This is a genomic window from Serratia sp. G204Y, assembly GCF_051172435.1.
GTDB classification, from domain to species: domain Bacteria; phylum Pseudomonadota; class Gammaproteobacteria; order Enterobacterales; family Enterobacteriaceae; genus Serratia; species Serratia sarumanii.
The window spans coordinates 302,417-315,648 of record NZ_JBPIZA010000001.1; the positions used below are offsets into that span (position 1 = coordinate 302,417).

Consider the following 13,232-nt stretch of genomic DNA (forward strand, 5'->3'; position numbering starts at 1 on the left):
TTCTTTATCGTGCTGCGTGGTTCAGCGCCTCGCTCACGCGTTCGACGACGTGCTGGGCGGTGACGATGCCGCCGGACAGATACACCTCGGCCGCCGGCAGGTAAACCACCTGGCCTTTTTTCACCGCCGTGGTTTTCTTCAGCGCGGTGCCGGTGAGGATCTTCTGCGGCGCCACCGCGTTCGGCCGCCCGGTCGCGGCGTCTCTGTCGATGACGAACAGCCAGTCCGGATTCAGTTTGGCCACCTGCTCAGGCGTCAGCTTGTTGCCGCGCACGTCTTTTTCGTCGGACTGCAGCGCAGACGAGAAGCCGAGGGCGTCATAGACGAAGCTGAAACGGCTCTTGGGGGCGTAGGCGCTGATCTTGCCGCCGGAGAACAGCACCACCAGCCCGCGCCCGGCCTGAGCGGCCTGCGGTTTGACCGCCGCGATCTGCGCATCCAGCTTATCGACCGCCGCCTGTGCCTGTTGCTGCTTATCGAACAGCTCGCCCAGCTGCAGCGTGCGCTGTTTCAGGCTGCCCAGCTGATCCTGCGGATCGACGGACATGTTCAGCGTCGGCGCCAGCGCGTTCAGCTCATCATAGGCTTTGGACGCCCGGCCGGCGATCAGGATCAGATCCGGCTTGGCGGCGCGCAGCACGGCCATATCCGGCTTGAACAGGGTGCCGGCATTGAGGTATTTGTCGTCCTGATAGCGCTTCAGGCTATCCGGCAAGTTCTTGCGGTTGCCGGGCAGCGCCAGCGGCTCGACGCCCAGCAGCTGCAGCGTTTCCAGCGAGGCGTAATCCAGCACCACGATGCGCTGTGGGTGCTTTTTCACCTCGGTGCTGCCGTTCAGGTGCTGGACGTTGACGGTGGCCGGGGTTGCGGCTACCGGCGTAGCGGTTTTACTGTGGCAACCCGCCAGCGCCATCGCTGCCAGCAGGGCGATCATCAGGGGGGAGCGGCGTAATCTCATGGGGCTTCCTCACGGTGATGGAATGAAAAGGGCGCGCAGCGCGCGCCCGGGGGCATCAGAAGTTATAGGTCATGCCGACGGTGTAACGGCGGCCGTCCAGCGTGGTGTTGTAGTGGTCGTAATCCACGGTCTTGTCGAGGATGTTGTAGACCCCGCCGGTCAGCTGCAGGTTTTTCGCCGCCTGGTAGCTCAGGCCCGCATCGACGAAGGTGTAGGACGGCGTGCTCTTGGCCATCGAGGTGCGGCTCAGGTAGTCAGAGGTGCGGCTGCGGAAGTTGACGCGCGACCACAGGCTGAGGTCCTGCGTGGCGCGCCAGTCCAGCACGGTGTTCAGCATGTGCTTCGGCATCTGGTTGAGCGCCTTGCCCTGGAACTCGCCGCTCTTCTGTTCGGAAGCGGTGTAGGTGTAGTTGGTGTTCCACTTCCAGTCTTTGTTGATCTGCCAGCCGAAGGTGGCTTCTACGCCGCGCATATTGGCTTTGTCGACGTTGACGCGATCGCTGATAAAGTCGTAGGACGTGCCGCCGATGGTGCAATCCGGCGTGTCTTCGCAGCGGCGCACTTCGGTGATTTTGTCTTTAAAGTCGGTGTTGAAGACCGTCACGCCGGCGTTAATGCCTTTCAGACTATCCCACATCAGGCCGATTTCTTCGCTCAGGCTCTTCTCTGGCTGCAAATCCGGGTTACCGACGATGATGCCTTTACGCACGCCGCCGCCGGTGACCTGCCCCCAGTTAGGGGAGGATTGGCGCAGATCCGGCGATTTGTAACCGGCGGAGACGCCGCCTTTCAGCGTCCACTGTTCGGTCAGGTGCCAGACGCCGTACATGCGCGGGGTCCAGTGGCTGCCGAAGTTTTCATCCTGATCCATGCGGATGCCGCTGGTCAGGCTGAAGTCGTTGGTCAGCGCCCATTCGTCTTCAGCGAACAATGCCCAGCTCCAGCGCGTCAGCTTGCTGAGACCTTGAGCCGATTCAAGCTGGTTGCCGCCGTCGCCCAGTTTTTCATAGCGGTATTGGCCGCCGAGGTTCAGCATATGGGAACCCAGCTCGAACTGGTTCTGGGTGTTGAAGATGGTGTTGTAGGCCTTCATGTTACGGCCCGGGTTACCGGTTTCTTCGCGCTGCACGTAGCTGGTGGAGTTGCCGAAGTCATAATAGCCGTTGTGGGTCAGCGAGTAGTTGGTGCGCGTATACAGGCTTTCGCTGCGGGACGTCGGCGAGCATTTGCCTTTGCTGCAGCGCTCCGCCACCACCGATTTGCCCGGCGTGCTGTTGCGATCCTGCAGCGAACGGCCGATTTCGAAGTCGAATTCGTTTTTCTCGTCCGGCGTCAGGGTGAACACCGCGGTGCCGCTGCGCATGCGCTGTTCGTTGTAACCGTTGACGATTTTATCTTCCGCGCGGCGCGACAGCAGGCCGTTGACCCGCAGGCCGAGCAGCCCTTCAACCAGCGGGCCGGAGGCGTAGGCGTTGGTCTGGAACAGATCGCCGGAATCGCGGTTTTCCTGAATGGTGGCGTCGCCGTGCAGCGAGCCTTTCCACTCGGTGCGGGAGGTCTTGCGAGTGATGACGTTGATCACGCCGCCCATGGCGTCAGAACCGTACAGCGAAGACATCGGCCCGCGCACCACTTCGATGCGCTCGATGGCTTCCATCGGCGGCAGCCAGCCCTGTTCGATGCCGGCGTTGTCGCTGTTCGGACGGGTGCCGCGGGTGTCGACGCGTTTGCCGTCCACCAGGATCAGGGTGTACTTGGAGGACATGCCGCGGATGCTGATGTCACTGCTGCTGGCGCCGCCGGTGATCACCACGCCCGGCACGTCTTTCAGCGCGTCGGTCACGTCGCGATAGGCCTTGTCTTCGATCTGCTGGCGCGGGATCACCGAGATGGAAGCGGCGGAGTCCTGAATTTTTTGCTGGAAGCCGGAGGCGGTGACGACCATGGTGTCCTGGGTGTCGTCCTGCGGCGCGGCCAGCGCGGCGGTGGCGCTGAGTGAGGCGATCACCAGAGCGGCGAGCTTGCTGTAACGTGGCGTTTCCATGAGGTAAACCTTTCCTGGATTGAAGTGAAAGTAATTAACCAATTGAATTTCTAATGAAATTGTTCGTCTTTCGCTGAGAAATGCTTAGCTTCGTCAACGTTGCGTGAGGCTATTGTAAGGATTTTTTTCTGAATGTAAACGCTAATGATAATCCATATCATTTGTATGCTGGTTTTGCTGGCGGGAAAGGTTAACCGGATGAATTAAAGGGAAAAGCGGCGCAGCGGGCGTGCGCCGGGGAGGATCAGCGTTTTTGGATGTAGGTGATGGCCAGCGCCAGCGCCAGCACCAGGCCTTTGATAATGTCCATGGCGTAGTAGGGCACCGACAGCATCACCAGCCCGTTTTGCAGCACGCCGAGGATCACCGCGCCGATCAGAGTGCCGAGCGCATTAGGTTTGCCGGCCCCGGCCAGCGAGAAGCCGATATAGGCCGCCGCCACCGCGTCCATCAGATAGCCGCCGCCGGCGTTGACCTGCGAAGAGCCGATACGTGACGCCAGCAAGATGCCGCCAAGCGCCGCCAGCCAAGAGGAAATGACATAAGCGGCAACCCTGTAACGCACGGTGCGGATGCCCGAAAGGCGCGCCGCCTCGGGGTTGCCGCCGATGGCATACATGCGGCGGCCATGCTTGGTCAACGACAGGAACAGCTGCACCGCCACGGTGACCGCCAGCATGATCAGCACGATCACCGGCACCTGGCCGAGGGCGGAAAACACCTCCGGGATCAGGCCTTCCGCCATGTCGCCATTCGGCAGCACCATGTTTTGGGTGATGGATCCGCCGTAGCTGTAGGTCATCGCCACGCCCTGGATCACGAACAGGCTGGCCAGCGTCGCCAGCATATCGGGAATTCTGAACACCACGATCAGTAGGGCGTTGAACAGGCCGACCAGCGTGCACAGCAGCAGCGTTACCACGATGGCGCCGGTGGTGCCGAACCCGTGCCAGACGAACAGCGAAATCACCAGCGCGTTGGCCAGCGAGGCGGTCGAGCCGACCGACAGATCGAAACCGCCGACCGACAGCGAGATAGAGACGCCGATGGCGATCACCGTCACGATGGCGATCGAACGCAGGATATTGATGATGTTGTTGGCATCGAGGAAGTTGTCCGACGCCAGGCCGAACAGGGCGATCAGCGCCGCCACGGTCAGCAGCATGCCCCATTTGTAGAGGAAATCGAACAGCTGTTGGCGCCAGGGCAGCGCAGGCCGCAGGGCTAATTCTTTACTCACGCAGGGGTTCCTCCGGTGGAATAGAGCAATAAGGTTTCTTCGTCGATGTCGGCGGCGTTCAACTCCGCCACGATGCGGCCGTCCCACAGCACGCAGATGCGATCGCACAGGCCAACCAGTTCGGCGAACTCGCCGGAGGCGTAAACCACGCCCTTGCCGGCGCGCGCCAGGCCGTCGATCAGGCCAAACAGCTCCTGCTTGGCCTTGATGTCCACGCCCTTGGTCGGTTCATCGAAGATCAGCACCTCGGCGTCGCCGCGCAGCCATTTGCCGATCGCCACTTTTTGTTGATTGCCGCCGGACAGGCGCGCCAGCCGCTGTTGCGGGCCGGAGGCGCGAATGTTCAGGCGTTGCATGATCTCGCGCGCCCAGCGCAGCTCTTGTCGCCGGCTGAACAGGCTCCAGCGCGAGAAGCTGTCGTCGGCGCTGACGCTCAGGTTCATCGGGATCGCCTCATCGATGAAAATGCCTTCTTTGCGGCGTTCCTCCGGCACCAGCGCCAGCCCCTGTTCGACCGAGAGATGCGGCGCACGCGGCGCCCAGGGCTGCCCGCGCAGTTCGCCGCGCTCAAGCTGCACGGCGCTGGCGCCGAACAGCGCTTTGCACAGCTCGGTTTTGCCGGCTCCCGCCAGCCCGGCGATGCCGAGAATTTCGCCCTCATGCAGCCGCAGCGAAACGTCGCGCAGCTTGTGGCGATCGCGCAAGCCTTGCACCTGCAGCAGCGTTCGCTCGGCGTGCGGCGGGCGCGGCGGTGGGAAAATATCGTCCAGCCGATGACCGAGCATCTTCTCGACGATCTGTTCGCCGCTCAGCCCGCGCATGGCGTCCTCGCTGACGCGCCGGCCGTCGCGCAGCACCGTCAGCCGATCGCAAATGTCGCTCAGTTCGTGGATGCGGTGGGAAATAAATACGATGCCGATACCTTCGGATTGCAGGCGGCGCACCACGTTAAACAGGCGCTCGCTCTCGGCGCGATCGAGCGGGGCGGTCGGTTCGTCGAGCACCAGAAAACGGCAGCGGTGCGACAGCGCGCGCGCCAGCAGCACCTGCTGTTTTTCCGCCAGCGTGCAGTCCGCCAGCCGCCTGCGCGGGTTGAGCGGCAACGCCCATTGCTGCAGCAGCTGCGCGGCGCGGCGGTGCAGTTCCGCCCAGTTCAGCCAATGGCCCGGTTCGTTCAGCCAGTCCAGCATGATGTTTTCCGCCACCGACAGCGTGGGGATCAGCGCGACGTCGACCTCTTGCTGCACCACGTGAATGCCGTGGCGGCGCGCCTGCAGCGGGGAGTGGATCGCCACCGCCTGGCCGTCGATCAGGATCTCGCCGCGATAATGATCGTGGGCGCCGGAGAGGATCGCCATCAGCGTCGACTTGCCCGCGCCGTTGGCGCCGACCAGCGCATGGATTGAACCGCCCTGCAGCGTGAAGTCCACGTCCTGCAGCGCATTGAAGCCGGCGAAGGCGATCGAGATATTGCGCATCTCGAGGCGTGAAGGCGTTGCGGTTGACATAGGGTATTAAGGCCGTTTAGATGTTTAGATGGCTGTTATGCTCTGTTGTAACACAGATTACGCCGTTGGCAACCAACAAAATGGCATAACGGCGGTGGAAAACGCGTTGGCGGGTAGGGGCGCAACCCGCGTCAGGCTGCGCCGGTGCGAGAAGCGCTCAGAAGGTGGTGGGGGTGTGTGCGCTGACGATGCGGCAGATGCGCGCCGAGGTATTGCTGAAGCTGTGCGGAATGCCGGTGTTGATGGCGTAACTCTGGCCGGCGGTCAGGCAGTAGCTCTGGCCGTTGATGGTCAGCACGATCTCGCCCTCCAGCAGGGTGCCGATCTCTTCGCCCTGGTGCTTGATCTTTTCACCGGTGGTGGTGCCGGGCTGGTAGGTTTCCAGCATCATCGCCAGGTTACGCGTCGGGCTGCCGTTGTGCACCAGCTTCATCGACACCCCCTGGCTGCCGATCTCAATCAGATCCTCGGCGTCGATCACCACGCGCGGCTCGTCGACGGCTTCCGGTTCGGCAAAGAATTCAGACAGCGACAGGCCATACACCTTCAGCAGCTTTTGCAGCGTGCTGATGGCCGGGCTGACCTTGTCCTGTTCGATGGTGCTGATCGCACTGTGGGTTAACCCGGACAGTTCGGCGACCCGGCGCTGCGACAAACCCAATTGCTGACGGATCTGCGACAGGCGTTTGCCCGGTGCCAAGCTGGCTTCGCTCATAGCGGTACTTCCTTCTGGTAGGGGCGACAGGCAGACATGAATATCGCTATCGGGCGCCTGTCTGGGCGATAACGATGCTGCATGATATCGGTAGTTAGGGCAGGTTTGGAAAATATATTGCCCATGTTCACTCTCGGTGCGTTGGACGAAATAGTTGACGTAAAAATGGCGGCAAGGCCTTTTCGGTCAATATTTTATCAATTTAGCAGCCGGCGGCGAATAATCAAACAGGATTGTAACATTTGCAAACCTATTCTGTTAAGACTATGTTTCATGGTGTGGATGTTATTTTGAGCGCCCGGCAGCGGCGCAGCCTGGCGAGAAATCCAATCATGTGTTGAATCGAACGGCGGACGGGCGCCAACGCGCCTTAAGAGCATAATGGCGGGTGACGTATGCAAACCAATAGCGCAGCAGTTGAACATTTTGCACAGCATCATGAAGAGAGGCGAAGTAGCGCGTTCCAAAATGAGGTTGCTCATTATTTGGAACGCCATCCCGCCACGCAGTATGTCGATATCCTTCTCACCGATCTCAATGGTTCCTTCCGCGGCAAACGCATACCCGTCTCAGGGTTGAAAAAACTGGAAAAAGGCAGCTACTTCCCCGCGTCGGTGTTCGCCATGGACATCCTCGGCAACGTGGTGGAGGAGACCGGCCTTGGGCAAGACCTCGGCGAGCCGGACCGCATTTGCCTGCCGGTACCCGGCTCGCTGACGCCGTCGGCCGCCGATCCGCAGCATATCGGCCAGGTGCTGCTGACCATGCTGGATGAAGATGGCACTCCCTTTGACGTTGAACCCCGCAATGTGTTGAACCGCGTGTGGCAGGCGCTGCGACAGCGCGGCTTGTTCCCGGTGGCAGCGGTAGAGCTGGAGTTTTATCTCATCGATCGGCAGCGCGACGCGGAGGGCGATCTGCAGCCGCCGTGCGCGCCCGGCACCCAGGAGCGCAACACCCAAAGCCAGGTGTACTCCGTCGATAACCTGAACCATTTCGCCGAGGTGCTGAACGACATTGACGCGCTGGCGAAGCTGCAGGGGCTGCCGGCGGACGGCGCGGTGGCGGAGGCGTCGCCGGGGCAGTTCGAGGTCAACCTGCGTCATACCGACGATATTTTGCTGGCCTGCGACCACGCGCTGGCGCTGAAACGGCTGGTGCGGCTGGTGGCCGAGAACCACGACATGCACGCCACCTTTATGGCCAAGCCCTACGAGGATCATGCCGGCAGCGGCATGCACGTGCATGTCAGCATGCAGGACGGCGCGGGCAACAACCTGTTCGCCGACGACGAAGGCGAGGATTCGCCACTGCTGAAACAGGCGCTGGCCGGGATGATCACCCTGATGCCGGCGTCGATGGCGCTGCTGGCGCCGAACGTCAACGCCTACCGGCGTTTCCAGCCTGGGATGTATGTGCCGATCCAGGCCGCCTGGGGCCACAACAACCGCACCGTGGCGCTGCGCATTCCCTGCGGCGAACCGGAGAACCATCGGGTGGAGTATCGCGTGGCCGGCGCCGACGCCAATCCATATCTGGTGATGGCGGCGATCCTGGCCGGCATGCTGTACGGGCTGGACAACGCGCTGCCGCTGCCTGAGCCGGTGACCGGCAACGGGCTGGAGCAGGAGGGGCTGCCGCTGCCGATCCGCCAGAGCGACGCGCTGTACGAGTTTGAGCATCAGCACGCGCTGACCCACTATCTGGGCGAGCGTTTCACCCAGGTTTATCACGCCTGCAAGACCGACGAACTGCTGCAGTTCGAGCGGCGAGTGACGGAAACCGAGATTGACTGGATGTTGAAAAATGCCTGAATGGGCGTATAAAGTAAGAGGTATGTGCGGCCGACCGGCCTGCCGGTAGTGGATTAATTCGCCTGCCGGGCCGGTTTTCCGTTCGATCGACAAAAAGAATTTGTATTTGAGGGCTTCCGGATCTTGTCATCCGGAGGCATTCTGGTGCAAAATATCTCAAATGCAGATAGCCGACGTTTTAACGCGTCGGTTATTTTTTTTGCATTAAGTTTTACCAACGTAGCGTTTCATACACCAAGCGAGGCCGGACACCGATCCGGATAGATAAATAGTTTCGTGCACGATCAAACAAAACTTTATGGTCGTGACTCATGAGGATTAGAAAGATGGGGCAATTTTTCACTTTAGCACCGGTGCCCGCCGGTTTCCGCTGTGGCCGCAGCGACTATGGAGCAGCCGAGGTTACCTCGACCCGTTATCCAGCTTACAATCCCCTTCTTTTAGAATTAAGTCGCTCGTTGCGAAGTTTCCCCGCAACCTTAAGTCTTGGCGTGTCCGCCATCCGCAAGGCTCAAGGTAAGGGGGGGCTGAACAATGTCCGATAACACCCTCAACGCCGCTCCGGCTCAGCGCACTCAGCTGCGTAAAACCCTGACTTTGGTTCCGGTAGTGATGATGGGCCTGGCTTATCTGCAGCCAATGACCATCTTCGATACCTTCGGCATCGTATCCGGCCTGACCGATGGTCACGTCGCGACCGCGTACGCCTTCGCTCTGCTGGCGATCCTGTTTACCGCCCTGAGCTACGGCAAGCTGGTGAAGAAGTTCCCTTCCGCCGGTTCCGCCTACACTTACGCCCAGAAAGCCATCAGCCCGCACGTCGGCTTTATGGTGGGCTGGTCATCGCTGCTGGACTACCTGTTCATGCCGATGATCAACATTTTGCTGGCCAAGATTTACCTGGAAGCGATCTTCCCGGGCGTTCCGTCCTGGATTTTCGTGGCGGTGCTGGTCGGCTTGATGACGATTTTCAACCTGCGCGGCATCAAGCTGGTGGCTAACCTGAACTCCATTATCGTGGTGGTGCAGGTGGCGATCATGATCGTGTTCCTCGGCCTGGTGATCAACGGCGTTTACCACGGCGAAGGCGCCGGTACGCTGGTCAGCAGCCGCCCATTCTGGTCCGATAACGCTCACGTGGTGCCGATGATTACCGGCGCGACCATCCTGTGCTTCTCGTTCCTGGGCTTCGACGGCATCAGCTCGCTGTCTGAAGAGACCAAAGACGCGGAAAAAGTGATCCCGAAAGCCATCTTCCTGACGGCGCTGATCGGCGGCATCATCTTTATCGTGGTGTCTTACTTCGTGCAGCTGTACTTCCCGGACATCTCGCGCTTCAAGGATCCTGACGCGTCGCAGCCTGAAATCATGCTGTACGTGGCGGGCAAATTCTTCCAGTCGGTGATCCTGGTGTTCTCCTGCGTGACGGTATTGGCGTCAGGCATGGCGGCGCACGCGGGCGTATCGCGTCTGATGTACGTGATGGGCCGCGACGGCGTGTTCCCGACTCGTTTCTTCGGCTATGTACATCCGAAGTGGCGTACCCCGGCGCTGAACGTGCTGCTGGTTGGCGCCATCGCGCTGTCCGCCGTGTCGTTTGACCTGGTGACCGCGACCGCGCTGATCAACTTCGGTGCGCTGGTGGCCTTCACCTTCGTCAACCTGTCGGTGATTTCGCAGTTCTATATTCGTGACAAGATGAACCGCACCGTGAAAGACACGTTCAACTACCTGATCCTGCCGGTGCTGGGCGCATTGACCGTCGGCGCGTTGTGGATCAACCTGGAAGCCAGCTCGATGACGCTGGGCCTGGTCTGGGCGGCCATCGGTCTGATCTACCTGGCCTTCGTCACCCGCAGCTTCCGTCTGCCGGTGCCGCAAGCGAGCGAAGACGCCGCCTAAGCGCGAGCCGTCTCCTCAGCCACAAAAAAGGCCGCATTCGCGGCCTTTTCCTTTTTTGCTTGCTGCGGGTTTACCCCACCAACTCTTTGCCGTAATCGAACAGCGCTTTCAACAGGGCGGTTTTCTCTTTGTCGCCTTCGTGCAGGTTATACAGCGATTCGAGCTGCAGCAGGTAACTCTGCACGCGCTCCGCGCTCAGCGCTTCCTGGCGGTGCTGCAGCCAGCGGCGCTGTTCGGCATCGTCCAGCGTATTCGGGTAGTTGCGCGCGCGGAAGCGGAACAGCAGCTCTTTCATGCGGCCGTCGCTGAAGGCCAGATCCAGCGCCGGCAGGTTCTGCGGCTTGGTCTGCTGGATAATCCTCATCGCCGCCTTGTCGGCGTCGCTGAAGAAGCCGTCATACAGCCGGGCGTCGACGTCGTCGGAGCCTTTGAACGGCTCGGCTTCGGCGAACAGCGCCACCACTTTCTCACGCACTTCCGGGTGCTGTTTCAGCAGCTGCAGGTTTTGCAGGCAGGCCTGGCGATCGATGCCCAGCCGCTCGGCGTTCTCCGGCAGCAGGGTTTTGGCCGGCGCCAGCACCGGGCATTTGTTGATGTGCACCAGCTTGATCGGCACCGGCGCCTGATCCGGCGCCAGGTCGTCGCGGCGGGTGTACAGCCGTTCACGCAGCTGCTCGGCGCTCAGCGTCAGCAACGGCGTCATGTCGCCGGCGAGATCGCACATGATCACCGCATTTTTGTTGTCCGGATGCCAGGCCAACGGCGACACCCAGCTGGTGTTGCCGCGCGCCGCGCCAAACATGCCGGAGACGTGCACCAGCGGCGTCATTTCGGCGACGTCGATCAGGGCGTTCAGCTTGTGCTTGTTGCGGTGCTGCAACAGGAAATCGAACAGCCGCGGCTGCGCCTGCTTGACCAGCTTGGCCATGGCGATGGTGGCGTAAACGTCCGACATTGCGTCGTGAGCCTGCGTGTGCTCGACGCCGTTGGCGCGCGTGAGATGCTCCAGGCGGAAGCTGGGGAAGCCGTCTTCGTTTTCCGGCCAGACGATGCCGTCCGGGCGCAGGGCGTAGCAGGCGCGCATCACATCCAGCAGATCCCAGCGCGAGTTGCCGTTTTGCCAGCTGTAGGCATAGGGATCGTAGAAGTTGCGATAGAAGATATTGCGGCTCACTTCGTCATCGAAACGGATGTTGTTGTAACCGAGAATGCAGGTGCCGGCCACGCTGAAGGCCTGGTGGATTTGGCGGGTGAATTCGGCTTCGTTAACGCCTTTGGCGCGCGCCACCTGCGGCGTGATGCCGGTGATCATCACCGCCTCGGGTTCCGGCAGGTAGTCGTCGGCCGGGGCGCAGTAGATGACCAGCGGCTCTTCGATAATGTTGAAATCCATATCGGTGCGCACGCCGGCAAACTGCGCCGGGCGGTCCAGCGACGGGCTTTTGCCGAAGGTTTCGTAATCGTGAATGTAAAAGGTGTTCTGTCTATCGTTGTCTTTCACTGTCGGGGTTTGTCCGCGTATGTTGTTTAACGTACCGATTTAAAAGTATTTTTTAGCGCGTTAACTGCCTTGTTTGTCCATTCTTGCATAAGACTGTATTCACTTGTTTGCCTTCGTCCATGTGCTATTGTGTACGGGTTTGGTACATAACCTTAAATCAACTGCGTACAAAAAATTATTATGGCTCTCAGCGATACAAAACTGCGCTCACTACATGGTAAACCATATTCGGGAAGTCCTGAAGTGTCCGATGCCGATGGGCTTAGCGCCCGCATTTCGCCCAAAGGGGTGATCAACTTTCAGTTTCGATACCGGTGGCATGGCAAAGCCCAACGTTTAGGGATTGGCAGGTATCCTGCCGTCGCTTTGAAAGAGGCTCGTGCAATCACATCAGAGTTGCGCACCCTCTATGACCGAGGGATAGACCCGCGCCAATATTTTGATAAAAGCGGAGATATCGGCAACACGGCAACGGTGAAGGACTGTTTGAATTATTGGAAGGAAAACTACGTTGATGTCTCGCTTCGTGAGAACAGTAGAGAGCTGTATAAATCGACTGTCATTAAACGTTTAAGTGATGCTTTTGAAGGGCGTCCAGTAGCAGAGATTACCATTAAGCAATGGGTTGATTTGTTTACTCAAGAGGAAAGGGAAAACAGCAGGCGGGCGCGGCAACTACTTGTCCAGTTGAGATCAGCGATGGGGTGGTGTATCCGTCGGCATTTTATACCCGATTGCTCAGTAATGAAGGTTGAGCCTCGTGACGTAGGGAGCCGTTCTGAAACCGGGGATAGAATTCTAACTTACTTTGAGCTGGCAGAAATTTGGATCGCCATAGAGCGCAGCAGGGCGTCCACTTCAAATAAGCTTTTGCACCAAATGCTCATGCTCTGGGGAGCGCGGCTGTCCGAGTTGAGGTTATCTGAACGGCATGAGTTTGATCTGAGGGAAATGCTCTGGACTGTACCAAAAGAGCACAGCAAAACAGGAAAGGAAATCCGGCGTCCGATCTTCAAGCAAATTGAGCCGTTGCTGGAAAAGGCAATGCTGACGTATGACAAGGTTCTTTTCCCAGGGAATCTGATCACGGAACCTCTAACGATCTCTGCGGCCAATCGTTACATAAAACGCATTCGGGAAGGTTTGGATATAGGGTATTGGCGTGCGCACGATTTCCGGCGGACGTTGGTGACACGCCTTTCAGAGGAAGGGGTAGCCCCACACATTACGGAAAGAATGCTGGGGCATGAGCTGGGTGGGGTGATGGCCGTCTACAACAAACACGACTGGATAGAAGGGCAAAAGGAAGGGTATGAGATACATGCCGATAAGCTTTTCTGGCATGTTAAGAAACTTTCTGGTTGATGCCGCCATTCAATATCCACTGATTAACCGCACTCTCTAAATATGCTTTTGGGTGAGTGCGAACAGGCTTAGGGAAACAGTGTTTGTTCTGGTAGGTGTACATGGTCGATCGTGACGAAATGCCAAGCTTCGCCATGACCTCCTTTTCAGGGATCAGGTTGATATCTTGCATAGTTACCTCGGGA

Annotated in this window: 11 protein-coding genes; 3 read left to right on the forward strand and 8 right to left on the reverse strand. The window is 59.4% G+C overall.

The window, feature by feature from the left end; genetic code table 11:
* Positions 1–4: 4 nt before the first annotated feature.
* From ACSBQQ_RS01450 to ACSBQQ_RS01475, 6 genes are all read right to left on the reverse strand, one after another.
* A complete protein-coding gene (locus ACSBQQ_RS01450; protein ID WP_048321812.1) occupies positions 5–958 on the reverse strand; it encodes a siderophore ABC transporter substrate-binding protein in 954 nt (317 codons plus the stop codon).
* 55 nt (positions 959–1,013) lie between these two features.
* Complete coding sequence (locus ACSBQQ_RS01455) at positions 1,014–3,002, reverse strand: ligand-gated channel protein (protein WP_048321811.1); 1,989 nt, start codon at positions 3,000–3,002, stop codon at positions 1,014–1,016.
* Between the two features lie 244 nt (positions 3,003–3,246).
* Positions 3,247–4,242: an ABC transporter permease gene (locus tag ACSBQQ_RS01460; RefSeq protein WP_033648150.1), complete on the reverse strand. Its 996-nt coding sequence runs from the start codon at positions 4,240–4,242 to the stop codon at positions 3,247–3,249.
* Positions 4,239–5,750 carry a sugar ABC transporter ATP-binding protein gene (locus tag ACSBQQ_RS01465; RefSeq protein ID WP_039565101.1) on the reverse strand — a complete coding sequence of 504 codons (1,512 nt, stop codon included), beginning with the start codon at positions 5,748–5,750 and terminating at the stop codon, positions 4,239–4,241. Before ACSBQQ_RS01465 ends, ACSBQQ_RS01460 begins: the two co-directional genes overlap by 4 nt.
* Before the next feature lie 157 nt (positions 5,751–5,907).
* Positions 5,908–6,465, reverse strand: coding sequence for an HTH-type transcriptional regulator PuuR (puuR, locus tag ACSBQQ_RS01470; protein WP_016927000.1), 558 nt, complete (start codon positions 6,463–6,465; stop codon positions 5,908–5,910).
* 197 nt (positions 6,466–6,662) lie between these two features.
* The gene (locus ACSBQQ_RS01475) at positions 6,663–6,947 is read right to left on the reverse strand and encodes a hypothetical protein (protein ID WP_162057002.1); all 285 of its coding nucleotides are present in this window, start codon (positions 6,945–6,947) and stop codon (positions 6,663–6,665) included.
* Between ACSBQQ_RS01475 and ACSBQQ_RS01480 the strand changes: the two genes are divergently transcribed.
* Positions 6,861–8,279, forward strand: a complete 1,419-nt coding sequence (locus ACSBQQ_RS01480) for a glutamine synthetase family protein (RefSeq protein ID WP_033647990.1) — start codon at positions 6,861–6,863, stop codon at positions 8,277–8,279. The genes ACSBQQ_RS01475 and ACSBQQ_RS01480 overlap by 87 nt on opposite strands.
* Positions 8,280–8,813: 534 nt before the next feature.
* The gene (locus ACSBQQ_RS01485; RefSeq protein ID WP_033647989.1) at positions 8,814–10,181 is read left to right on the forward strand and encodes an APC family permease; all 1,368 of its coding nucleotides are present in this window, start codon (positions 8,814–8,816) and stop codon (positions 10,179–10,181) included.
* A gap of 70 nt (positions 10,182–10,251) precedes the next feature.
* On the opposite strand, the gene sbcB is transcribed toward ACSBQQ_RS01485, so the two are convergent.
* The gene (gene sbcB, locus ACSBQQ_RS01490; protein ID WP_060435614.1) at positions 10,252–11,682 is read right to left on the reverse strand and encodes an exodeoxyribonuclease I; all 1,431 of its coding nucleotides are present in this window, start codon (positions 11,680–11,682) and stop codon (positions 10,252–10,254) included.
* A 180-nt stretch (positions 11,683–11,862) separates the two neighbouring features.
* On the opposite strand from sbcB, the gene ACSBQQ_RS01495 reads away from it, so the two are divergent.
* Positions 11,863–13,047, forward strand: coding sequence for a tyrosine-type recombinase/integrase (locus ACSBQQ_RS01495; protein WP_060437561.1), 1,185 nt, complete (start codon positions 11,863–11,865; stop codon positions 13,045–13,047).
* Here ACSBQQ_RS01495 and ACSBQQ_RS01500 read toward each other — a convergent pair.
* Positions 13,028–13,219, reverse strand: a complete 192-nt coding sequence (locus ACSBQQ_RS01500) for a helix-turn-helix transcriptional regulator (protein WP_072271584.1) — start codon at positions 13,217–13,219, stop codon at positions 13,028–13,030. The genes ACSBQQ_RS01495 and ACSBQQ_RS01500 overlap by 20 nt on opposite strands.
* Positions 13,220–13,232 lie beyond the last annotated feature (13 nt).